The sequence below is a fragment of the Ktedonobacter robiniae genome (assembly GCF_016587375.1).
Lineage (GTDB): Bacteria > Chloroflexota > Ktedonobacteria > Ktedonobacterales > Ktedonobacteraceae > Ktedonobacter > Ktedonobacter robiniae.
The window spans coordinates 113,788-136,528 of sequence record NZ_BNJG01000003.1; the positions used below are offsets into that span (position 1 = coordinate 113,788).

Here is a 22,741-nt window from a genome sequence, read left to right on the forward strand (position 1 = left end):
AATAGCTGCATGAAAACAAACACCCCTGCTCCAAGCTACAAAGGCTTTCGCTTCCCACCTGAAATCATCAGTCACGCAGTGTGGCTATATTTCCGCTTCTCCCTCAGTTTTCGCGATGTGGAAGAGCTTCTGGAACAGCGCGGAATCGTCGTGAGCTATGAAACCGTGCGGCAGTGGTGCTTGAAGTTTGGGCAGATCTACGCGAACGAACTGCGCCGTCGCCGTCCGAAAACGGGAGACACATGGTATCTGGACGAGGTGTACCTGAAAATCAATGGCAAAACCCATTATTTGTGGAGAGCTGTTGATCAGGACGGCAACGTGCTGGACATCCTGGTGCAGAGCCAACGCAACAAGCAGGCGGCCAAAAAGTTCTTTCGCAAGCTCCTCAAAGGGGTGCAATACGTCCCGCGCGTGATCATTACTGATACATTGAAGAGCTATGGAGCAGCGAAACGCGAGATCCTGCCTGGCGTGGAGCATCGGCAAGGCATTGTCAACTTATTTATACAAACGAAATATACTGGTGAGCTATAGGAGAAAAGCAATAAACGGGTAATAAGAAGTGGGGAGGGAGAGGTAGGTATACGATCTGCTTGACTCTAGTTACCTCATGCCATTGCTGGAATCGGCCCTGCAAAAGGGTACGGTACTCCCCGGCAGGTAAACGATGCCTTCGTGGTTGGAAATGTCCAGCGATGGGTCCAAAGGCCGAAAGAAAGCGTTGTGCGTGTTTGGCCGATTTAAACCGCCGCATTTTCTTCTCTCGTAGTCGCGTCGGTTGATGTGAGTTTTCCGCTCGAATGTTCAAGCCTTTGTGTTGCCGATCAAACCGTCAACTTGCTATCGCACTTCAGGGACAAGGACTCAATGAGCAAGCTTCACGCTTTGCTTATCGCGCACAACAGCTTCAGAGATGTGTCTTCTGGTTTGAGATGGGGCAACCCCGAGTGTCCCTGAGGCAACGAGGCCGAGCACTGGGTTCATGGCTCTTTTCCTGGTCTCTCGATCTACTTGCAGGATATGGATACAAACCTGGGCACAGTTTGCTGGCTTATGTGCTTGTCATTAGTCTATTTGCAGGACTTTACCTTTGGCTCTCCCCGCAACTTGCCTGGTATGAAGCAATTGTCGTGAGCATGAATGCGTTTCATGGACGAGGTTTCTCGCCTCTCTCTTCTTCGGGCGATCCGCTCTCAATTGCTTCTGCTTTCGAGGCGTTTGTGGGGCTGATTATCGAAGTGACATTTATTGCGACGTTAACACAACGCTTCTTTCACAAGTGATCGCAAAGAGGAAAGTACTCATACCTTTCTGTTAGCATTACATTAGATACAACCAGCCGACACGAAGCGCCACCTGCACACGAGCACGAACCTCCCCTCCCCAGTCTACCCAACTCTGTCTGACGCTACCTGACAAAAGCCCCATTTTGTCAGGTAGCGTCAGACAGACCGCCCCTCCCACCGCTCCCTAGGCCCCTTTCACCTTTGCACTTTTTCACCTCACTCACACAGCGCTCACGACACACGCCCATACACGGCATACTGCGAGAGCAACTGGCTCTCACCCTCGAACACTGAGAAGCAGACTACGGTGCTACAGGCTCTTCACCGGCTGAAACAAAACCTTATTCCAACCTCCGCTTTGCAAAAAAATCTTCCACCAAATACGATTTTTGTCTGTATTTCTTTTTTAAGCTTTATAACTTAAAAGAACTTTATGGCTTCATAAAGGCTACCGAAAAGTAGGTTTTTTACGTCGGTGACAACTTGACTTTTCTATTATTTTGATGTGTCATAAAAGAATATTCCAACGGTAGAAATGTCAATCATCAAAGAAATGAGATATAAGTGAATGCCAAAAGAACGAGACTTGCAGGCAGAAGAGATTGAACTCTTATTACAGGATCTTGGTAGAGAGTTCAGCAGACGCAAGTTACAACCTGTACGGGTGATGTTTGTGGGAGGAGTGTATATGCTGTTGGTGGCTCAGTCCCGCCTCATTACCCATGATATTGATATATTTCCCTTGAACTTCATGGACTCATCCAAACCTGAGAGAGATGAAACGTCACGCCAGATTCAAACGGCAATCAATGCCGTTGCCAGCCGCCACAAACTGAAACGAGACTGGTTTAACGACCATGCATTCGGTGTTATTGGTGCGCTCAAGCCCGACGACAAGGAACTGCGGCACTGGAAATCCTATGATGCGCTAGAAATTTATCTCCCCGCGGATGAATTTATCCTGATGACGAAAATTTACAGCTATCGAGACAAGGACTATGGCGATGTGCAAACCCTCATCAAACGCACCGGTATTTCCACGCGAGAGCAGGCCCAGGCCCTCATGGACAAATATATGAGCCGCAAAATGCAAAATGAGTGTTTTGTGAGCGATATGCTCGATATGTTTTTTGAGGAGGAGGAGTGAGAGGAGAGCAGCACAGGTATTGCTCTCCTCTTTTTTTCTCTGCTGCGAGTAGGTATAATAGGGATGAGGAGGTTTGTGAGAACATGTTTGCCCTAGATGTACCCCAGACAATAGCGGAAGCATTCCGCCAAATTCACAATGGTGAAGACCCATGGCAAGCCATTGGCAACTTTAGTCATGACTGGTACGGGAACTATCCCACACCAGAACAACGCTGTGCCCTGGTGGCAGAGCCTATCAAAATCGGACTGAGCGAGCCAGAACATGAGGCAAGCCAAAGCCCGGAGCAACAGATGCAGCTCCGTCAATGGGCGGCATTCTGCGCAGCCAGCGTGGAGTACCTGTGTGAGCAAGCGAGGTTGGAGGTTCCTGCCTGGGTGCAAAATGCCGACTACATTTTGTCAGAGGACCAGTCTTTCTATACCTCCCCTGCCGCCGCAACAAAGCCAAAAGTACGCGAGCGCCTACGCCAACAGGCCCCAGAAGCATTTCGCCGTCGTAACGTGTTTTGTAGTAATCGTGTGTATGCAAACAAATACACAGCAACGCCCATTCACAAGATCGCTTAAGAGACCGTTTCACCACCTCCTTGCAGATCCAGGCTCCTCAGGCCCAGGAAAAAGGGGGAAACACCCTCCTCCAAGTAGAGATACGGCTATAGGACTTATCAGTCGAATGCGAGCTTTAGCATTCGACATTGTCGCCAGCTGCTTTGGCAGCGCTTTGCCCATGCGGGGTATTTCCTTTCGTTTCTTGCTCTGAAATCGCTAATGAAGCAAAAACTCTTGAAACAGCGGATGCGGAAAACTATAGGCTCCCCCCATACGCTTGAGCAGATCTCGTTCACAAGCCTCATCCAAGAAACGCGCTGCCTATAATGGCAACACCCCATGGCACCACAGAAAGAATCGAAGCATATAGTGCTTCACATATGCTTTTCCTCCATAGCACAACCCTACAAACAGACCAAAAAGAGTTTTCAACAGTTCTCAAAAAGAGAGGAGAATGTAGGCAAAGCGTGGCAAGATGCCCATAAAGTACCTTCTCATAGACAGATGCAAAAAAACGTTCTATGCATAGAAGCTATGCGAGGTTTTGACATCTATCAGGAGCGGTGGGCAATGATTCGCGCGCATAAGATACGCCTGCATCCAACAGAAGAGCAGAAAGGCTATTTTGTCAAGGCTGCAGGTGTTGCTCGTTTTACCTGGAACTGAGCACTGGCGGAGTGGAACCGGCAGTATCAAGCGGGCGAGAACCCAACGGCCCTGAAATTTAGGAAACTCGTCTGTCTCTCGATCTATTGGATCTGCTTTTCATTGCTTCCGCTACTTACACACTTCCACTAAGTCCTATTAGGAGAAGCCCAACCTATGGTATACTTCTACTAAAGAGACCCATGAGTCACATTTTCCATGAAGTAATGCGTGGAGGCTTTATGATGCTGAAGAGAGCAGGCCAAGAATACGGGCCCGTATTGCTGCTTGTGTGCGATTGGTCACTCCGAGTTTGCTGAGAATATTACTCACATGGTGTCTGGCCGTATCATTTGAGATCGCCAGCGTTTCTGCAATCATCTGATTAGAGGCACCTTGCGCAACCAGTCTCAGCACTTCGTATTCCCGCGCGCTCAAAAGGTCGAGCAACGGCGAACTTACATCTGACTGCTCCTTCTTTGCTTGCCTCATCTGTGCTTCATGTGCATCGTCGAAGGCGGTCAGGAGCGTCTCCAGATAGGAGATCGAGTCTCCCTGGTGTCCTTGTTTTCTCAGTCGGCCTAACAGATCTGCCATCTGGACCCCCTCGTCCACAAAACAACGGATGTAGCCTTCGGGAGCTGCCAGATTGACTGCCTGGGCAAGCGTGGCAAGAGCCTCCTGGCTCTGTAGACGCATCTGGTAAGCCTGGGCTTGTAACAACCACATTTCCAAAACATGGGCCCACCGCCCCGTCGCCTTCGCCCGCACGATCAATGGGGCCAGCAAAGCCAGCGCCCTGTCAGGTTGGGACTCGGCAAGCGCTATTCTGGCAAGCGAAACGCCCTGCCGTTCTCGTGCCAATGGGGACACCAGCGGTTCTTCCCGTTCCAGATTCTTAGCCCATTGCCTGGCTCGTTCCAAATCTCTACACGCAAGCCAGAAACGAACCTGATCCACATTACTGTAGAGCGCATAGCAATACGGCGCCGGCATCCTTTTCCAGGAGTCTTCCAGCAATTGATTTGCCCTGGCGGCTTCTTCTAAATCTCCTCGTGAGAGTGCGAGCTTCAACAAAATAGTGTATCCCAGCGGCAACAGAGCGGTGATTTCAGCCTGTTCCCCAAATTGGATTGCTTGCTCAACGAGATGCTGAGCTTCCTTGAGCCTGTTCCATTCACGCAGGATATCTGCCTGACGGGCATATGTCCAACAGACAGTAACTGGCAAATGCCCATCTGGAGTTTGTGCCCGTTGAATGGTATGCTCGGTAAACTGCCAGGCGTCATGCAATCTTCCAGCCATAGTAATATCCCAGCTTGCCCTTGTCAGACAGATGTTTGCAAGAGCAGTATCTCCTTCAGCTGCCGCGGCTGTATTTCCTGCTTGCAGCGACTGAATAGCAAGTTCGAAGTGCCCCAGAGATAAAGCGGCCAGGGATTGAGCGAAAGTAACCTGGACATGAGCCGCTTGTTGCTGCTCAACAAGATGGGTGAGAGCCTCGTTACAATAAGCCCGCGTGGCTCCTGCATCACCATCATAGAAACCTACGACCACAGCCTGCAAGGTAGCAATCTCGCCCAGAAGGTGAGTCGAGGCCTCTGGCTTTTGTGCTGGCGTAATTCCTGTAGCATTTTCCTCCCTTGCATGGAGAACCGCCCACGCCATCCTGGCATCGCGCAGCCAATCTTTCGTGATACGAGAAGGAGCGTTCCAAAATAAAGCATTAGCATATGCCAAACACAAACGCGGTCGCGTACGAACAACATCAGGAGGCAGGTGTTCGATCCAGAATGGGGCATTTAGCCGACTCCAGATGCTCTGGCTCGGAATGCGCTCGATAAGCTCTGTTACCCTGGACCACTCTTGAATATAGATAGCATGCTGGATGGCCTCGTTCTCATAAAGATGGCTGTCGTACCACTGACTGGCCCGTAGGTTCAGTATGGAAACATTGTCTGGGGAGATTTGCTGTAGACGATGACGTAACGCCTCGGCAAACAGGGGATGGTACGTATACCACTGATGCTCTTCATCGAGCGGGCTGAGAAACAGATTGGCGTGTTCCATTTCCTCCAGGATGGATTGACTGTCCTGTTGCTCTAACACCGCATTACACAGGGCAGGAAATAGGCGGTCCAGAATTGAGGTTTGCAACAGGAAATTTTGCACTCTGCTTGACTGCTGTTGAACCACTTCATCCAACAGGTATTCAAGGATAGCACGCTGGCTTCCATGGAGCTCATGGAGCAGATCTCTTGGGTTCGATCGTCCCCGCAAGGCAAGTGCTGCCAACTGCAATCCCGCGCACCAGCCCTGTGTGCGGGATTGCACCTCTTGCATATCCTGCTCGGAAAAGCGAAAGTCCACTGCCTTGCGGAGAAAGATCGTTGTCTCCTCCTGCGTATACCGTAGCTGTTCGGTCCGTAATTCCTGGATCTGCACACGTGCCCGCAACCGGGCAAGCGAGAATGGGAGATTTGCGCGTGTGGAGAGAACCAGGCACAGGGTAGGCGGAAGGTGTTCAATGAGAAACGAGATGAGAGCATGAATGGTTGGTTCGGTAATCTTGTCATAGTTGTCTAGAACCAGCACCATACGTTCGCTACACTGGGCCAGGTTATTGATCAAGGCCGTGAGCATTGCCTGCCATGCTGGTTGGGACTCTTTTTGCAAGAACGTCAAAGGGAGGGCAGAGATCCCCGACTTACAACGTTCTAGAGCAGCCAGGACATATATCCAGAACTGGGATGGTACGTTGTCGCATGTATCGAGAGAGATCCAGGCCGCGTGCGGATCATTGGGTCTGAACATACGAACCCAGCCCGAAAGTAGGGTCGTCTTACCAAAACCAGCAGCAGCGGAGACAAGAATGGCCTGACTTTGAAGTCCAGCATCAAGCAAAGCAGTGAGACGGGGACGGGCAAAATAGGTGCTTGGGAGTGTAGGAACAAAAAATTTGGCTGTCAGCAATTGGTCGAGCGGTCCCTGTGTGGGAAACCTACTCGAGCTGTCTCCGTAGTTTGCACTATCCATGGTCGCCCCTCCTTCCTGACTTTGATTTTTTGCACTGCCCACTTTTACTTCTGGGAAAGAAACCACTCTTCAGAGTATTGTCCCCTAAAGTTCGTTCAGGTGTCAAGATCTTACTAACGTATTCACCCAGATCCCTCCAGAAGCCAGGATAATCAGACGCATGGTAGGATGGTCGACACCACTTTTGTGTGGATTCCCTACTGGCATGCCTGCCGTTGGAAACACCCTTTTTGGCCCATGATTTTTTCGCCTCCTCGCGGTACACTGACCGAGGTCATAACAAAGCAAGCCAGGATAAAAACGGCCTTACGGTCAATGTGCTTTTCTCACAACGTACAGAAAGCTTATTTCGGATGCATACAATTCTTCTCCATACAAAATGGCAGGCACCCACGCTCACGTATCCACCTACGCCTCGTGTTCGCCCGCTACATCGCCTGGCTCTCTTTCGATGATCGCAGAAAGGAGAGAAAACAGTGATAGACAAGGAACAACGCATGCAAGCGATCGCCATTCCCGCCTTTGGCGGCCCTGATCAACTCAAGCTTGTGGATCTGCCTGTGCCATCCTGTGGCCCAGAGCAAGTCCTCATCAACGTCCAGGCAGCTGGCGTCGGGATGTGGGATGTGAAAACGCGGCAAGGAAGCATAGTATTAGAAGGGCAACAGTTTCCGCTCGTTCTTGGTTGGGAATCAGCAGGGATCATTGCAAAGGTGGGAGAGGCAGTCACGGGATGGGATGTGGGAACCCACGTGATCTGCGCGACCTACCAGGTCGGCATTGGTCATTATGCTTCTGCCGTGGCTGTCCCTGCGAATCTCATCGCTCCAATGCCTTCCTCGCTCGATGCCCTGCACGCATCTGCCCTTCCCGTCAACGGGCTGACCGCTTACCAGGCGATTTTCGAACTGCTGAAGATCCAACCAGGAGAAACGCTCTTGATTACCGGTGCGGCGGGAGGAACAGGCACGCTTGCTGTCCAACTGGCTGCGCGCGTTGGAGCACACGTCATGGTCACTGCAAGGAGCGAGCACCACCCGTACCTTCAGCAACTGGGAGCAAGCGAACTCATTGACTATACGCAAACGGACTTCGCGGAGGCTGTCCACGCGGCTCATCCTGAGGGCATCGATGCGGTCCTGGACTGCGTTGGGGGAGAGACAGCGGCAAGAAGTATGCAGGTGGTACGCGAGAGGGGGCGGCTCGTCAGCATTGTCGACCTTGAGCAGGTGACACCCACCCGTCATATTGACACGCACGTACTCTACTTCCGCCCTGATGGACGACAATTGGCCGAACTGACGAAGCTGGTGGACCATGGTCAGTTGACGGTTCACCTTGATCAGGTGTTTCCCCTCGTCATGGCCAAGTTAGCTCATGAGCGACTGGAGACGCGGCACCATCAAGGAAAAATCGTGCTCGATGTATTAAGATGAAGACCCTCTATGGTCAAATTCTAAAAAACCATGAGAAGGTATTGTCCACACGACCGAAACCCTAACCGTATGTTTATTAATGGAGGATTTTCCCATGAGAGTTTTTGTTACTGGCGCGACCGGTTTTATCGGCTCCGCCGTCGTCCGCGAACTGATCGAGGCGGGCCATCAGGTCCTTGGCCTGGCGCGCTCAGATGCAGCCGCGGCCTCGCTTGTTGCCGCCGGCGCACAGGTGCATCGTGGTTCCCTCGATGATCTTGACAGCCTGCGCAGCGCAGCGGCTGCATCTGACGGCGTCATCCACCTCGCGTTTATCCACGACTTCTTCGCGGACTACGAGGGCGCTGTGAACACGGATCTGCACGCCGTCCAGACAATTGGGGCAGCGCTCGAAGGCTCCGGCAAGCCGTTCGTGATCACCTCGGGAACATTGATGCTCACATTCTTTCTCCCGCAAGGGCGTCTCGGGACGGAAAAGGACGTGGCCGACGCCGGGTTGGTCGCGCCCCGGATCGTATCGGAGAACACGGTGCTCGCTCTCTCCCGGCGCGGCGTGCGCTCATCGATCGTGCGACTGTCCCCCTCGGTTCACGACACAAAAAGAGGCGGCTTCACGCAGATCATGGTCTCTATCGCCCGTGAGAAGGGCGTCTCCGGCTACGTCGGCGATGGTTCTAACCGCTGGCCCGCTGTGCACCAACTCGATGCCGCTCGTCTGTTCCGCCTGGCGCTGGAGAAGGCCCCAGCGGGATCGATGCTGCACGGGGTCGCGGAAGAGGGCGTGCCGACCCGCACCATCGCCGAGGTGATCGGTCGGCATCTCGATCTCCCGGTGGTCTCCATCACTCCAGAGGACGCGGGCAAGCACTTTAGCTGGCTCGGACCCTTCTCCTCAAGAGACAACCCGACGTCGAGCGCGCTGACCCGCGAGCTGCTGGGGTGGCAGCCAGTACACCCCACGCTGCTCCAGGATCTCGAAGAAGGGGACTACTTCTAGAATAGGATCTATTGGACCGATAAGAAGATGACTCGCATGCCGATGTTGTTTGAGAGAAAATGTCCTTTGAAAGGAACGTTGAGCTTTCTCGCATATGCTCTCAAATCGAGATAGGGATAACCAAGGAGACGAAGAATGAACACAATCCACAATATAGGGGTGGCAGCGCAGATTGGTCGCGGCAATGATAGCTACAGTGATGGGGTGGAGGTCCCAGGTAATGCTCGCTGGCTGTATGTGTCCGGAACGCCCGGCATCAAACCTGATGGGACCATACCAGAGACGATTGAGGAGCAGACCGACCAGGCCTGGAAGAATATTCTGGCAACCCTGGAATCCGCTGGCATGGGGATAGCCGATATCGTGAAGGTCAACCAGTATCTGATTCACGCGGAGGATAAATCGGCCTATATTCAAGTTCGAGGCCGTTACCTGGGTGGGTTTCGTCCAGCAGGCATGTTTTCTGTGGTTACCGAATTGATTTACCCGGAAATTCTCGTTGAAGTTGAGGTCATTGCGGCAAAAGCGTAAGAAAGCCAGAGCCAACAGAGAGCCATAAAAAATACAAGTGTGGAGATGAACGCTGAGGCTGCATATGTACGTTTTAAAGGAGACATGTAAGAGATGAAAGCTATTCGCCTATATAGTCAGAGCGGACCCGATCAATGTGTGTTCGAAGATGCACCGAAACCTCAGCCAGGAGTAGGAGAAGTCCTGATTCGTGTCCATGCGACAAGTGTGATGTGGCAGGAACCGACCTGGTCGGAAACCTGGAAAACGCCGGCTGGTATCGAACGTCAGCATCCTATACCAGGTCATGATGTTTCTGGTGAGGTCGTTGAAGTGGGGCCCGGCGTCGCTGGTATAGCCGCAGGAGAGGCTATCTATGCGCTCACCGAATCCTGGCGGGATGGCGCGGCTGCGGAGTACACGATCGCACGCGCGACTGATGTGGCGCCCAAGCCACGAACCCTTGGGCACATCCAGGCAGCCGGAGTCCCCCTGGTTGGACTGACAGCATGGCAAGCGCTTTTTGAGCACGCAGGGCTTACCAGTGGGCAATCGCTTCTCATTCATGGTGCCGCTGGTGGCGTAGGAAGCATGGCGGTTCAAATGGCAAAGTGGGCAGGTGCCACGGTGATCGCGACAGCCTCTGCACGCAATCATGCATTCCTACGCACGTTGGGAGCCGATGAGATCATTGATTATACCACCACGCGTTTCGAGGATGTGGTGCGTGATGTTGATATAGTGCTTGATACCATAGGCGGTGAGACAGTAGATCGCTCCTGGCGCGTTCTAAGGAAGGGCGGACTGCTCCTGAGTGTGTTTAGCCCCCCATCCCAAGAGCAGGCTGCCGCCTTTGGTGTGCGTGAGCTCTTTTTTATCGTCAAGCCCAATCGAGAACAGCTCATACACATCGGGGACCTGATAGATACAGGCCAGCTCCGACCAATCATCGAGCGGGTCTTTCCTCTCTCAGAGGCATCCCAGGCGTTTGAGCAGGCCCTACAAGGGCACACGCGCGGAAAAATCATTTTGCGCGTAGAGGGCGAGGAAAAGAGCAGTTAAAACGTCTCTCGTCCTGCTCAAGCCACAGTGATACATGAGAATACCATTGAGGAACAAATCGAGCAGGTACAAGCAGCGAAGTAAAACGTGATGAAGGAGAAAATATTGAGAACCATTGACCATCAAGAGTTGAAACAGAAAATGGACCACGATGAATCCTTTCGTCTGGTAATGGCTCTGAATGAGTGGCAGTACCAGATGAAACATATTCCTGGTTCCCTGTACTTCTCCACCATCCAGGGCGCGCTGGCCGAGCTTCGCAAAGAAGACGAGATTGTCGTCTACTGTTCCGACCGAACCTGTATTGCCAGTGCCGCTCTCGGTAAAGTGCTTGAGAACCAGGGCTATACCCAGGTGCTGCACTTTGCCGGTGGGCTGGCCGAGTGGGAACAGGCAGGCTATCCATTAGAAGGCAGGGATGCCAAGGCCTGATTGTGTTAGCATCAGTAGGCCTGTCAGTGCGATCCTGACGATACAATCAATGTGCGGGATTTATCTAATGGCCGGGTGCTTCATACTTTGAGTGGACACATGGGCTTTTCTGGCTCTATAGCACTCAGCTCTGATGGGCACACGCTAGCCAGTGGCTACACCCATCAAATGATCGATATCTGGGATATCCGGGACACCTCATTCGGCCAGCCATTGTGCACGCTAAGCGGACACACAGGCCCTGTTCGTACAGTGGCATTCAGCCCCGATGGACGCATTTTGGCTAGTGGCAGCAGAGATACCACGATTAAAGTCTGGGATTTATCCAATGGTCGGTTGGTTCAGACAATTGGCCAAGGAAGTATTGTCAGTATCGTGATCCTGGGTCAGAATAATAGCCTGCTAATCAGCGGGTGTGATGATGGCACAGTCAAGACCTGGATACGCAATTAGAGACATCTCCTATATTTAGAACCCCTGAAGCCCTGTAGGAAATATAGCAAATTGCTTTAAGTCCTAAAATATCAGTTATCTGAGAGCTGACTCAGCGTGTTCTATTAACACTGAGATTCTTGCTCATAAACACAAAGTGCAGACAGATGGAGAGTATGCATGCAAAAGGAAGAGCGAGCAACATCTAGCAAGCCTCGGACCTATGTCATCGGCGAAGCCACCTTTCGAAACAAGGAGGACCTCGAGAAATACCTTCAACACATTCTTTACTCCTATCAGTCTGGGGAGGTGCTTAACAGTCAACACACCCGTTTTTTGCTCGCACTTCTTCATAATCATCCCAAAGCTGAGGAGAAATTTGGCTGTGGAATCCAGGCATTCGTGGTTCGCCAAAATCCTCGCTTTACCACAAAGCGTTTTTTTTACCTGGTTCGCCTCGACGGAACAGAGGATGATTTCAGTTTTAAAAAATGCCTGTATCCTCCATCGCCGCTCATGCTTTTTAAAGCCGTGTGCCAACGATTGACGGGGAAGCGAATGTATTGGATAAAGGCTGAGCATTTTCGCAAGCACGCGAATGCTGAGGGCAAGGTCCAGTGTCCCATTACTGGCCAGTGGATTGCACGCGAACAAGCGCACGTTGATCATGCAGTTCCAATACATTTGAGCGTATCGTGACTGATTTTATTCGCCAGTATGAGATACAGGTGGACCAGATCGCACTCAAAGAAACAGAGGGAGAACAGGAAGTTGGATTAACCTTTGCCGATCCTCACCTCGCTGATACCTGGGTGGCCTTTCACGACGCACGAGCTTCCTTTCGTATTGTGAGCGAATGGTGCTCACGCGTTGGAGTGAGACGTAAAACAAGTGTTCTATCCATGCAAAAAGTATCTCATGGAGACCTAGCATTGTCAAGTGGAGAGGATGCACCCCCACCCTGTCCACCCACAAAAGGAACGCTTCATTCCTCCTCTGGTTCAAACGCAGGGGTCTCCAGAAGCAGAGTTCGATGAATGGTAATCCAGCCAACAAGGATCGGCTGGAGCATCGCAATTGGATGCTGGGCATCCAGGACCGGATGCCCTAGCTCTACAAAAATCAGGGCCATGGGAGTGCAAAAAAGAACGAGGCGCGTAGCGCGCGAGCGACGAAACCGCCGAAAAAAATGATCATAATGGGACATTGCACCTCTCCAAAACGTTGACTGGTGTGGTTGAAACGGGAACTTAGGAACAAAGCCCACGGATTGCGCAACGGGATAAGCTCAAGCAGAGCGAAAAGAAACAGTCCGAAAGTCGATGCTGTATGGTCAAAAAGCCGAGGAAAATGCCAATGATTGGTGTCCATTGATGCAGAAAGGCGAGCAGGTCAGACAATGCCGAGGGAAGAAACACTGTCCGTGATGGGTGGTTAAGCGGTGGCGAGCAGATCAAAGCCAAAAGAGCGAGCAAAGGTAGCCGACAGGCCGTGCAACGTGACGACTAGCCTGGGCGCATCGGATGGACGGACCTTGCGAGCTAACCGCTCCGCCCAGGACAGACGCCAATGTGCACGCTTCGCACGGGTCAAGGGTGGCGAGATCTGCTCCGGGCTAGGCGAAGGATTGGCAGAGGTGGAGCTTTCTAGCCGGACGGTTTGGCTTCGGATCACTTTGAGCCAGGTGCGTCGGATGCCACAGCGTGGCCAATCCCTCCAGAGGACTGGAGCAAGAGGAAACTCTTGAGGCGTTTTTTCCTGAGGAGGTGAGACATCCGAGCGAGAAGCGTCCAGCGGCCACAGCACCGCACTCACCCGGCGTGGTTTGAGCGTTGTGCTACTCTCTTGACACTGTGCCCGCAGGGAACAGGAGCGGCAATGGCCGATACGAGCGGCATACAAGACCCGCAGGGAACCATTACGCTCAGGACGCCGTTCCTGGGGATACAGGGGACGGTTGGCAGGGCAACGCAGTGTGCCATCGGGCTGCGGAGTAAACGCGGAACCAGGAAAGCCATGAGTAAAGGATGGGCGTGCGAACTTCGGAGGGCCATACGCCGCTGACATTGACGTGTTGAGAGCCGGGTACTCCACAGGTGCCGCAGGCTCGGCGGTCTCGCACGCGTGTATCAGCTCGACGACGCTGGGAGGAGCAAATTCGGTCGTGCGCAGTTCCGATGGAGAGAGTGCCTGCCCCAACTCCAGGCGCAGGTTCCAAATCCACTGCGCCAAAATTTGGGCAAATTCCTGGCCGCAGGGGTAGAGTAGGAGGCCAGCGAGGTAATGAGCGGTTCTCATCCCTTTTCCGACCTCCCCTCCCCGAACCGGACGTGCCACTTTCATGGCATCCGGCTCTCCAGTATCGTAATCGCTGCCTTTCTTTTTGCTTTGATTTCCGTGACGCTGATTAAGGGCCGTGAGAGCGGGAGGCCATGTTCCACGTCCTCATGGCATCTTTTGCAGAGGAGCAACGTTTTCCTTTGGAGGGCAGTCATCCTTTTCACCCATTTGGGCTTTGGCCTTCCTGGGTATTCGTGGAGTTTTCTCATTCCCTGCACGTGGTGGACTTCTACGTCTTCCGAACTCCCGCAGAGTTCGCAGAAGTCTGCAAGAAGTCTTTGTACAAGTTCTGTTCTTCCTCCCCACACTTTCTTTGGTTGTTCCTCTAGGTTTGCCTGGATGTCCCAAGTGAGCGGCACACCACCCCATATTGCGATAAGTGGCTCCTTATCCTGTCGCGGTATTTTCACTTGGAGTACTTTGTACTCTTTGCTGTCTCTTGCGACTTTGGCCCCGTATTTCTCATAGATTTTGGATGCTGACACGTTGTATTTACGGGCCAGCGTTTTGGTCAATGAGAGTTCCATGATCCACCTGAGTTCGCCAAGTGCGTACATGTTGAAGGCCAATTGATAGTAGTTTGCGAGTCCCCGGAATTCTGCCTGATACTTTGAGATGATGGTGAAATCACTCTCTGGTAAGAGTTCTGTCCGGTGTATCGCTTTTCCGCCTCGCTTGTATCGTTCCCCCTTTTCCTTGATAACGTTCTTGGGTACTTGTAGCGCTATGTGCCCGTTGATACTTCTACGGGTAATTCCATCTTTGAATCTTACCTGCTTGGTGTCAACTTGCCTTACCGTTATTTCGTATCCGAGGAATCGCGCTGCTTCACTCCTTGCGTGGGTGATGAGCGTTTTCTCCTGCGAGAGTTCTAGTTTGAGTTCCTCTTGCAAGAATGTTCGCAGGGCTTGTTTGATTTCCTCCGCTTCCGACCTTGTGCCAGTAAACCCTAGTAAAAAGTCGTCGGCGTAGCGAACGTACTTCAGGCGTTTGTAGTTTGGGTCATTCACTTTCATCGACGGGAGCTTTTGTGCTTGTTTCACTAAGGCTTCCGCCTGTGCAGTGTTCCCTTTCTTTCTTTGCTGCCGGGAGCGTTTCAGGAGGTTGATATATTCCTGATTTCTCTTCCTTTGGCTTCCTTTGGTGTATCTTGGGATGAGTTCCGTTTCTACCCATCTGTCCAGCTTGTTGAGGAGGATATTTGAGAGGACCGGGCTAGCTATTCCACCTTGCGGGACTCCGCTCAGTGTTTGGTTAAAGGTCCAGTCCTCCATGTACCCTGCGTCCAAGAGTTCTCGTAGAAGATTGATAAACCGTCTGTCGTGTATCTTCTCTTCGAGTGTTCGGAGGAGAAGCTCATGGCTGAGTTTATTAAAACACTGCGAGATGTCTCCCTCTATGAACCACGTCGTTCCCGTCCAGTTGTAGTAGATTTCTCTAAGCGCGGTGTGACAACCTCGCTCAGGGCGAAATCCGTGCGAGTGTTCGGAGAATTGGGGTTCGTCATACGCTTCAAGGATGAGGCGTATGACTTCCTGTACCAGCTTATCCGACCACACTGGCATGCCTAATGGCCGTTTCTTTCCGTTTTTCTTCGGAATGTAGGTCCGTCGCGTTGGCAACCATTGATAGCGTTCATATCGCAGAGCTTCTATGATAGCATCAACTTTTTCCCGCAACATTCCATCGGGTGTTTCTTCCGTAACGCCATGCGTCATTGCACCTTTGTTGCGGTAGATTTTCCCGTAGGCCATCAGGAAGAGGTCTTGGTTGAACAGAAGTTTGTAGACCCGTTCTAATGGCAAACCCTTTTTGCCTCGCTCACGAATGAGTCCCAAGATAGTTTTGGCTGTACGCATCTCACGCACCTTTCTATTTGGTTCCCAACGATACCTACCCTGCTTGCCTGTATCAAGGGCAAGCTCTCGTCCTCTTTCAAGGACTGCCCCTTCAGTTGTGCTTACACACACCTTACTATGGGGGTTCCGTCGCCTTGAGGTTCGCACCTTTTAGGCGATCCCGTATTTACGCTTATGAGACGTTTAGCGCGTTTAGGTGCCCCGTTCACTTCCTTCACCCTGTTCTTTACAGGTCACTCACCGTAGAGAGCATTCGACAGCTTCATACCCCAAAGCTACCTCTTACGGTGTCGTCGTCTCAGGTATGCTACGACGGGTGTACTCTTCCACCGTTGGAAGTTAGGGTTCAACCAATCCAGGCTTCACCTCTGTCCTTTTTGGGATTTCTTGCGCGCAGGACTTGCGGTGCATCACCCTACATACCTTCGGGTTTAACCGCTTTACTGCCATGCTGCTTTCCCCTTTGCCTTTCGACGCCAGGTAGGGCAGTTGTCCTAGAAGGTATTCGCTCTCGACCTCCTGCTCCTTCTGGAGCAATCTCGATAAGCGCCGAAACGGCGCACGGTATGCGAGTACCAGCGGTCAGATTCCTGCTCATCGTCTTCGTCGGCCAGCACGGTTTCAAACGAGCCGCGATGCAAGTAGAGGTCAAGGACATCCGAGGCCGTAAACGCTCTTAAGGGAAGCGTGCTGACAAAGAGTTCATAGATCATCCCGTCGCGCTCGGTGCCAATGGCGGGAGAAGAGCCTGTGGCAGCATGGGTAGCGACCACCAGGCGCACATTAGGTCCAGCAGCGGTCAAAGGGACAGATGCACAATCGTAGAGAGTTCGTTTCATACCGCTTTCCGGATGGGTGCTCACGTGGTCTGGAGTACGCAGAAGGCGAAGCTTCACAACCTCCAGATCGAGGAGATGATAGGCCCGACTTCTCGCAATCACGGCCAAGTCAGCCGAGAGCACATCTAGAAGGGGAGCGGCGTCGCCATAGAGGCCATCCAGCCGCACGAGCAGGGAAGCAGTGGGATGCCCGAGTTGTGTCGCATAGTTGCGGATCACCTGGATCGACTGCTGCAATTCCCCACGATAGTCCCCATTGCCAGCTCCGCCAAACGTGCCGAGCAGCTGATGCGTATGCGTCTGGAGGATCACTGTACGCGTGCGAACCACTTCATCTCGCTTGCGCCCTTGATAACCTGGCGCACATGCCTGATCAAACCGGCGATGGGGAGCGGGCAAGTCGTCCGTTTGCGGCAGTGCTCGTTGCCGAGCCGCCTGTCGGGTCCCATCCACGTCAGTCACCACCCACAGCCTGCCCGTCCGGTCAAACAATCCACCAGGGACGGCAAACGGTTTGCGCGCAAGCAGATCTCTTGAAAGAGCGAACGAAGTGTTTCCACGCTGGCTTGATCAAGGGCAGCAAGAAGGCGGGAAAGCGTCGAGCGATGGGGCAACTGGTTGCGCCCAAAGAGGGCCATGAACGGCTCGGCAAAAGGAGCGAGCCGTTCGTAAAACGCCTTAAGCGTGGGTTCGGAGCTGACAGCATAGCCGATGAGCACGACCACGAAATCGATCAGCTCATAGGTCCCAAAGCGTGCGCGGGCAAAACGCACCTGCTCCTGGATCGTTTTCAGGAGACCCTCATGACTGAGAACCTGAGCAAAGGCTGCCACTTCTCCCATCCAGGATGGGACACTTGGCACAGCTTCCGGAGTAATCTGAATGGTGACTTTTGATTGTGTCATACGGATGGGATCATCTCCTTGCCTGCGGTGCCGGAACCATGCTTCACGCGCCGCTCAAGGACGGGTGAGCCACAACAACAAGAGAAGCAAGAGAACCGTAGTAACCGGAAGAAGAACACTTTTGACCTTGATATGACGCCAGGAACGAATGGAGATCCAGAGAATCAGCAGGAGCTGCAAAAGCGCGGCGGCGAATCTCAAAGGAGGCAAGATGAGCCCGATTCCGGAAACGACCTCCACGACCGCAGAAACGTAATAGATCCAAAGGGGGGAATGTTTGAGATAACTGTTTTTTCCCCATTCCCATCCATACAGTTTTCTTGCCCCTGCAAACAAGAAGAAAATACCAAGGACAATGCCAAGCAGATTGACCCAGAACGTCGTCGTTTCGAAAAACATACCTTTCTCCTCAAAAACAAATGGATTGAAAACAATGCATGCAACAGATTGTCGAAAAATGCGATATACTGTTGCTGAATTGAGCATAGTGCGGCAGTCGGGCAAAAACAAGAATCAAAGGTGGAACCCTGTCGCATTCCACAACACAAAGGGGATTTTGATGCGCAAACACCAGGATATCCGAGCCAGACTCACACGCAAACTCCTCCAGGACACGTTGCTTGCTTTACTGGCCGAAAAACGTTTTGAGGTCATCACTGTGGGAGAAATTGCCGAGCGGGCGATGGTGAATCGGGCCACCTTCTATCGCCATTATCAGGACAAATATGCGTTAGGCAACAGCCTTTTTCAAGAAGCGATTGAACAACTCGCTTGCGATCTGAGTTCCCCACTCAAGCCCCCTTCAGCCTCTGAAGTAGAAGGGGTGGTCACCCTCCTGGCCACCTCTTTCGCACATATTGCTGAGTACTCGAGATTGTATCGTGTGATGGTGAGAAATGTCTGGTTCACTGCAAAGATGCATGACACCCTGGCAGAACTTCTGGGCAAGCGTCTCTCTCTGCCTCCCAGAAGCTCGCAGAACGCAGTTGAAGGGATGCCAGAGGAGCTAGCCGTTGCCTCGCTGGCGAACTGGCTAATCAGTATGATCCGTTGGTGGCTCGAAAACGGCATGCCCTATCCCCCCCAGCAGATGGCGCTTTGGTGTACCACCTTTATCTCCTCTGGACTTTTTCAAGCCATGGGCATTCCTTCCTCTCGCTAAACTGAGGAGCTGCCTGCTGAACTCTCGTTGCACATCCCGTGGGATACGACTTTCCAAGAAACCAGATCAGATGACTGCTAAACAAGAGGAAGAGGGACACAATGAAGACACCAACCCAAACCGCCCTGGTGCTCGCTGCTCAAGCGGGCGATCAGAAGGCGTTCGAGACCCTGGCGGGCACATATCGACGAGAACTGCTTGTGCATTGTTATCGGATGCTCGGCTCGCTCTCCGACGCCGAAGATCTCGTGCAAGAGACCCTGCTGCGAGCATGGGAGAAACGTGCGACCCTCACCAGCCCGGAATCCTACCGTGCCTGGTTGTACCGCATCGCTACCAATCTTTGCCTCAATCGGCTCACACGCGCTCCTCGACGGTTCTTGCCATCAGAAACCCATCCGCCGAGCGATCCCCGCAGCCCTGCGCCGCCACGGCTGCGGGAGCCGATCTGGCTGGAGCCGTTTCCCGATGATCTGCTCGCAGATCCCGAGGCCGATCCCGAAGACCGCCTGGAGAGGCGCGAACGAATCAGCCTGGCCTTTCTGATGGCGCTGCAGCACTTAACGCCAGTGCAACGGGCTATTCTGCTCTTGCGTGAGGTGCTGGAGTGGGAAGCCTCCGAAGTCGCCGAATGGCTTCACCTCTCGGTTCCCGCTGTCAATTCCGCCTTGCAGCGTGCTCGACGGGCTTTGCGTCAACGCAACGTCGGAGGCGAGGCGGAGATGGTTCTGCCTCGCCCCCAGTTACAAGAACTTCTTGACCGCTATGTGACCCTCTGGGAACAAGCGGACATCCCCGGCTTGGTGGCGCTACTGCGAGAGGATGCCTGGTTCACCATGCCGCCATTTCCCGTCTGGTACCAGGGAAGAGCGGCTATCGCCACAATGTTTCAGACGAGTTTGTTTCCTCCTGGCCAACAATGGCGCCTGCTTCCAACGCGCGCCAATGGCAGTCCGGCGTTCGGACTCTATCGGTGGGAAGCTCTTGCAGACAACTATCAGCTTGTTGGCCTGCTGGTTCTGTGTGTGGAGGGCGAGCAGATTGGCAGTCTTGTCGCATTTCTAGACGTGGCCAGTTTCAGATCCTTTGGCCTCCCGCCCACCTTCGTTTGACCTGTATTGATTCGTCTGGCCTCATCTAGCAGCACTCCCGGCGTCGGCCGGAGAGGAAGCGGATGGTATAGAGCCCGGCTCCTCCTGTGTCAGCGAGAGCGGTACAAAGAATATGAATTGTTCAGCTTTTTAGAGGCTATCTTGGGGGTTTCTGCCCCAAGATAGCCGAACTTGCTTAGTATCTGCGATCGGACAGGTCCATGATCCCTCATCATTGCAAGGTGGTTTCATGCCTCACCACCTCTCGTTACTGATAGAGACTCACCTCTGCCAACTGAATGACTTCAGCGGCGACCGCAATCGGAATTGTAAAATCAGTACTATAGCTCATAGGTGAGCTTGACAATGCCACTGGAGAAGCTCTTTGTCGCAAGATGCTTCAATGCGGGGGATCACCCTGCCGGAAGATCTGCTTCCCCTGTCTGGTAACAAACGGAAAGATCGAAAGAGTGAGGGCGTCGACCAAGTGGTGCTTGCGCAACGTCTCTGCGAGAAGGCCAGCCCCTTAGACGAGTAGATCGTGCCCTTCTTGCTGCTTGAGTTTAGTCACGTAAGCTCCCACATCGCCTCGAATGATGGTCGTATTGTTCCAGTCGGCTTTTTCCAACGTCGATGAGAAGACATACTTTGGCATGGCATTGATCCTGTCAGCCCACGGATCGGTGCGTATTGGCCAGTTCATGATAAACAGCTCGTACGTCGCGCGGCCTATCAACATCGCGCTGCAGGAGAGCGCCTGGTCCAATGAGTCCCGCATATACGCCTCGTCGTCGCGGTAATCACCAAATCTTACGATGGCTGCTCCATCGTAAACGCCGTCTAACGAGACGAGAACATTTTCAATAATGTTACGCATAATATGGTATCCTTTCCTATTCAAACTTGATGTGCGAGAGGGATCAATTCCCTTTCACCTCTAGGACACACAGTTGATCCTAAACTCATCGCAAATGATCAGCAAATTTGGGGAAGAGGGCGGTAGCCGCGTCGATGAGCGCAAAAGGCGAGAATGGAGAAGAGGATCTCCCGCTGATTGGTATTGATGGCAAGGGGGACCGATCACGCGTCTCTCTTTTCAGCTTTGTGCCAATTTATGCTTGCATAGACTGTACTGCGAGAGCCAGCCGTTACCAGGAGAGGAGCGTCAGTTCTAGTGAAGCTCCAGAAGATTGCCAGCACCTCTCCAACTGAAGCCCAGAGTATGAGCCATCCCAGATTTTTGAAAAAGTTCTTTATGCCCGAGGTTTGGGTGTTCCCAACCCCGGCAGGAGGCTTTGCCCCCTGCCCGCCGGGAAAATTGGAGCAATAGAGGTTTCATAGACTTGCTCGGCCTGAAGTGACTGAGCGACCAGAACGCCTGTCCTTCGGCGGGAAGGGCTGGCGGATAAGGACGTTGAAAGGTCAGGGCCAGAAGGGTATCCTTCTGGATCTGCTCGTTGTGATATGAGCATGCTTATGGTCAGGCTTACCGACGCGCAAGGAGGGGATCACGCTCGCGTGGCATGGTGTACCAGAGATCATCACAGATTTTGCGCTCTTCTTCATCCAATGAAACATTGGCACCACGTAAACTTTCCGTGAATTGTTCCAGCTTGCTGGCTCCTAGAATGGCGCAGGTAATGCCAGGCTGAGCCAGAACCCAGGCCAGCGCCACCTCGACCAGCTTTTTGCCACGCGGCTCTACGACGTTGGCGAGACGATCAACGGCCTCAAACATGGGATCACGCCAGTAGCGCTTCTGATACAAACCTCCGCTGTTTTTTTAGTGTAAAACGGGTATTCTGCTCAAGAGTAGGTGCGTACTGTGGCGTATTCCCCAAGCAACTGCTGATACTGCTGCTCCTCTTCAGCAGGACGAGCCAGTTCCCCAACCAGTGCGCATGCTTGGGCCAGCGCCTCCTGGGCAATCTGCGCGTAGACTTTCTCGCGGACCTGCGGATCTGGGTGCGTGCTATCCAAGAGCACCAGGCAGGCTTCTCGTAACTGCAAGGCTGCCGCGTCGAGATCACGAAGCGTGCGTAAGCGTTCCCGCTCTCCCACACGCGTGGCAAGGGTCCATAGGGAGCGCATCAACCCATCCAGGAGGTCGAATGCCTCATCTTGAGCGGTCACCTCAAACACCCGCGCAAACGCCAGCAGGGTGGCGATGCGTCGATCATCAGCCATGCGCTCAATCTGGGTCATACGAGCAGCAGCAGCATAGCGGGCCAACTGCTTCAATCGTCCAGGGGGCACAAAGGAGAGATCGATCTCCGTTACACCAATCGCACGGATCTCGGTCAGTCGCCGTAAGGCTTTGATCAGACCTGGACCGCTCACCTGCGTGGGAGCACGACGAAGTCGATCCAGACGTGCTTGGCTGCTGCCGTCTTGCGCCTTTAACAGATCTTCCAACAAGAACCGTTGGTGCGCCGTAGGAAGACTCGCGAGTTTCTGCCACAGACGATTTGCGGCATGATCCCGCACACGAGCAACTAGGCGTTCCAGCACACTGACGCCGGGTAAGAGCACTTTCTGGTCAACGAGGCGCTTCGTCGCCAAATCAAACAACACACTGGGGCGTTCGGCGGTGAGCCAGGCATGGGTATAGAGCCATCGAATGAGCTGAAAGTGGTTGGGTTGCTCCGCGAAATCGTGATAGCCATAGAGCTGTTGAATTTCACGGGAGTGCTCACGGGTTTGCCAGGCCGTTGCATAGGAAGCCAACAAGGGTGCGGGATCATCATCGATGCCTAATTGCCTGGCAACATGGCGGACAGCGCCAGCGGGAACAAGCGTCGGGTTCGTTAGAAAGGTACTCAAGTAACGCACCGTACACACTTGTAGGGCAAATCCCAAGCGATGATGGCTTCCGCGCTTGGTGGCGAGCCGTTCGCGATCCGTATCGTCGAGGTAGAAATAGCTGGCTAATTGCGCGTCAGACGGTTCGGCAGTGTAGGCTCCATAGCGTTGTCGTTGCTCCTCCGTCAAAAATTCAACCGGCATGT

Annotated in this window: 22 protein-coding genes and 4 pseudogenes; 15 read left to right on the forward strand and 11 right to left on the reverse strand. The window is 53.0% G+C overall.

Going from position 1 to position 22,741, the window contains the following annotated elements; translation table 11 throughout:
• Nucleotides 1-9: 9 nt before the first annotated feature.
• Nucleotides 10-489: pseudogene (locus JMJ04_RS32920) on the forward strand (IS6 family transposase); the annotation flags it as partial.
• A gap of 16 nt (nucleotides 490-505) precedes the next feature.
• Here the strand turns inward: JMJ04_RS32920 and JMJ04_RS47295 are convergent.
• A pseudogene (locus tag JMJ04_RS47295) lies at nucleotides 506-826 on the reverse strand (hypothetical protein); the annotation flags it as partial.
• A 313-nt stretch (nucleotides 827-1,139) separates the two neighbouring features.
• Here JMJ04_RS47295 and JMJ04_RS32930 point away from each other — a divergent pair.
• The 4 genes and pseudogenes from JMJ04_RS32930 to JMJ04_RS32945 all read left to right on the forward strand — a co-directional run.
• Nucleotides 1,140-1,286: a hypothetical protein gene (locus JMJ04_RS32930; protein WP_201374639.1), complete on the forward strand. Its 147-nt coding sequence runs from the start codon at nucleotides 1,140-1,142 to the stop codon at nucleotides 1,284-1,286.
• A gap of 571 nt (nucleotides 1,287-1,857) precedes the next feature.
• The gene (locus tag JMJ04_RS32935; protein ID WP_201374640.1) at nucleotides 1,858-2,436 is read left to right on the forward strand and encodes a hypothetical protein; all 579 of its coding nucleotides are present in this window, start codon (nucleotides 1,858-1,860) and stop codon (nucleotides 2,434-2,436) included.
• Nucleotides 2,437-2,519: 83 nt separating this feature from the next.
• Nucleotides 2,520-3,005, forward strand: a complete 486-nt coding sequence (locus JMJ04_RS32940) for a hypothetical protein (RefSeq protein WP_236038709.1) — start codon at nucleotides 2,520-2,522, stop codon at nucleotides 3,003-3,005.
• A 552-nt stretch (nucleotides 3,006-3,557) separates the two neighbouring features.
• Nucleotides 3,558-3,719 (forward strand): annotated as a pseudogene (locus tag JMJ04_RS32945) (helix-turn-helix domain-containing protein); the annotation flags it as partial.
• A gap of 153 nt (nucleotides 3,720-3,872) precedes the next feature.
• Here JMJ04_RS32945 and JMJ04_RS32950 read toward each other — a convergent pair.
• The gene (locus JMJ04_RS32950; protein ID WP_201374641.1) at nucleotides 3,873-6,668 is read right to left on the reverse strand and encodes a winged helix-turn-helix domain-containing protein; all 2,796 of its coding nucleotides are present in this window, start codon (nucleotides 6,666-6,668) and stop codon (nucleotides 3,873-3,875) included.
• Nucleotides 6,669-7,144: 476 nt separating this feature from the next.
• Here JMJ04_RS32950 and JMJ04_RS32955 point away from each other — a divergent pair, with 476 nt between their 5' ends.
• The 7 genes from JMJ04_RS32955 to JMJ04_RS32985 all read left to right on the forward strand — a co-directional run bounded on the left by JMJ04_RS32955 (nucleotide 7,145) and on the right by JMJ04_RS32985 (nucleotide 12,236).
• Complete coding sequence (locus JMJ04_RS32955; protein WP_236038711.1) at nucleotides 7,145-8,104, forward strand: NADP-dependent oxidoreductase; 960 nt, start codon at nucleotides 7,145-7,147, stop codon at nucleotides 8,102-8,104.
• Nucleotides 8,105-8,198: 94 nt separating this feature from the next.
• A complete protein-coding gene (locus JMJ04_RS32960; RefSeq protein WP_201374642.1) occupies nucleotides 8,199-9,101 on the forward strand; it encodes an SDR family oxidoreductase in 903 nt (300 codons plus the stop codon).
• Between the two features lie 135 nt (nucleotides 9,102-9,236).
• Nucleotides 9,237-9,632 (forward strand): RidA family protein, encoded by a 396-nt coding sequence (locus JMJ04_RS32965; protein WP_201374643.1) that lies wholly within the window; start codon nucleotides 9,237-9,239, stop codon nucleotides 9,630-9,632.
• Nucleotides 9,633-9,725: 93 nt separating this feature from the next.
• Entirely contained in the window at nucleotides 9,726-10,673 is a 948-nt protein-coding gene (locus JMJ04_RS32970; RefSeq protein WP_201374644.1) for an NADP-dependent oxidoreductase, read from the forward strand.
• A gap of 105 nt (nucleotides 10,674-10,778) precedes the next feature.
• Entirely contained in the window at nucleotides 10,779-11,105 is a 327-nt protein-coding gene (locus JMJ04_RS32975) for a rhodanese-like domain-containing protein (RefSeq protein WP_201374645.1), read from the forward strand.
• Nucleotides 11,106-11,180: 75 nt separating this feature from the next.
• Nucleotides 11,181-11,558: a WD40 repeat domain-containing protein gene (locus JMJ04_RS32980; protein WP_338001083.1), complete on the forward strand. Its 378-nt coding sequence runs from the start codon at nucleotides 11,181-11,183 to the stop codon at nucleotides 11,556-11,558.
• A gap of 159 nt (nucleotides 11,559-11,717) precedes the next feature.
• On the forward strand, nucleotides 11,718-12,236 hold the full coding sequence (locus JMJ04_RS32985; RefSeq protein WP_201374647.1) for a DCL family protein: 519 nt from the start codon (nucleotides 11,718-11,720) through the stop codon (nucleotides 12,234-12,236).
• Between the two features lie 286 nt (nucleotides 12,237-12,522).
• Here the strand turns inward: JMJ04_RS32985 and JMJ04_RS32990 are convergent, their stop codons facing one another.
• From JMJ04_RS32990 to JMJ04_RS33010, 6 genes and pseudogenes are all read right to left on the reverse strand, one after another.
• Nucleotides 12,523-12,744, reverse strand: a complete 222-nt coding sequence (locus JMJ04_RS32990) for a hypothetical protein (RefSeq protein ID WP_201374648.1) — start codon at nucleotides 12,742-12,744, stop codon at nucleotides 12,523-12,525.
• Nucleotides 12,745-12,971: 227 nt separating this feature from the next.
• Nucleotides 12,972-13,880: a hypothetical protein gene (locus JMJ04_RS32995; RefSeq protein WP_201374649.1), complete on the reverse strand. Its 909-nt coding sequence runs from the start codon at nucleotides 13,878-13,880 to the stop codon at nucleotides 12,972-12,974.
• Between the two features lie 80 nt (nucleotides 13,881-13,960).
• Nucleotides 13,961-15,736 (reverse strand): annotated as a pseudogene (locus tag JMJ04_RS33000) (reverse transcriptase/maturase family protein); the annotation flags it as partial.
• Between the two features lie 494 nt (nucleotides 15,737-16,230).
• Nucleotides 16,231-17,028 (reverse strand): hypothetical protein, encoded by a 798-nt coding sequence (locus tag JMJ04_RS47300; protein WP_236038713.1) that lies wholly within the window; start codon nucleotides 17,026-17,028, stop codon nucleotides 16,231-16,233.
• A gap of 5 nt (nucleotides 17,029-17,033) precedes the next feature.
• Nucleotides 17,034-17,480, reverse strand: a complete 447-nt coding sequence (locus JMJ04_RS47305) for a hypothetical protein (protein ID WP_236038715.1) — start codon at nucleotides 17,478-17,480, stop codon at nucleotides 17,034-17,036.
• A 54-nt stretch (nucleotides 17,481-17,534) separates the two neighbouring features.
• A complete protein-coding gene (locus JMJ04_RS33010; protein WP_201374651.1) occupies nucleotides 17,535-17,879 on the reverse strand; it encodes a DoxX family membrane protein in 345 nt (114 codons plus the stop codon).
• Nucleotides 17,880-18,039: 160 nt separating this feature from the next.
• Between JMJ04_RS33010 and JMJ04_RS33015 the strand changes: the two genes are divergently transcribed.
• From JMJ04_RS33015 to JMJ04_RS47310, 3 genes are all read left to right on the forward strand, one after another.
• Nucleotides 18,040-18,642 carry a TetR/AcrR family transcriptional regulator gene (locus JMJ04_RS33015; RefSeq protein WP_201374652.1) on the forward strand — a complete coding sequence of 201 codons (603 nt, stop codon included), beginning with the start codon at nucleotides 18,040-18,042 and terminating at the stop codon, nucleotides 18,640-18,642.
• Between the two features lie 101 nt (nucleotides 18,643-18,743).
• Entirely contained in the window at nucleotides 18,744-19,754 is a 1,011-nt protein-coding gene (locus JMJ04_RS33020; RefSeq protein WP_201374653.1) for an RNA polymerase subunit sigma-70, read from the forward strand.
• A 364-nt stretch (nucleotides 19,755-20,118) separates the two neighbouring features.
• Nucleotides 20,119-20,271 (forward strand): hypothetical protein, encoded by a 153-nt coding sequence (locus tag JMJ04_RS47310; protein WP_236038717.1) that lies wholly within the window; start codon nucleotides 20,119-20,121, stop codon nucleotides 20,269-20,271.
• Here the strand turns inward: JMJ04_RS47310 and JMJ04_RS33025 are convergent.
• The 3 genes from JMJ04_RS33025 to JMJ04_RS33035 all read right to left on the reverse strand — a co-directional run bounded on the left by JMJ04_RS33025 (nucleotide 20,260) and on the right by JMJ04_RS33035 (nucleotide 22,739).
• Nucleotides 20,260-20,610 (reverse strand): dihydrofolate reductase family protein, encoded by a 351-nt coding sequence (locus JMJ04_RS33025; RefSeq protein ID WP_236038719.1) that lies wholly within the window; start codon nucleotides 20,608-20,610, stop codon nucleotides 20,260-20,262. The genes JMJ04_RS47310 and JMJ04_RS33025 overlap by 12 nt on opposite strands.
• A 609-nt stretch (nucleotides 20,611-21,219) precedes the next feature.
• Nucleotides 21,220-21,501: an aldo/keto reductase gene (locus JMJ04_RS33030; protein ID WP_201374654.1), complete on the reverse strand. Its 282-nt coding sequence runs from the start codon at nucleotides 21,499-21,501 to the stop codon at nucleotides 21,220-21,222.
• A gap of 38 nt (nucleotides 21,502-21,539) precedes the next feature.
• Nucleotides 21,540-22,739 carry a DUF4158 domain-containing protein gene (locus tag JMJ04_RS33035; protein ID WP_201374655.1) on the reverse strand — a complete coding sequence of 400 codons (1,200 nt, stop codon included), beginning with the start codon at nucleotides 22,737-22,739 and terminating at the stop codon, nucleotides 21,540-21,542.
• Nucleotides 22,740-22,741: the final 2 nt, after the last annotated feature.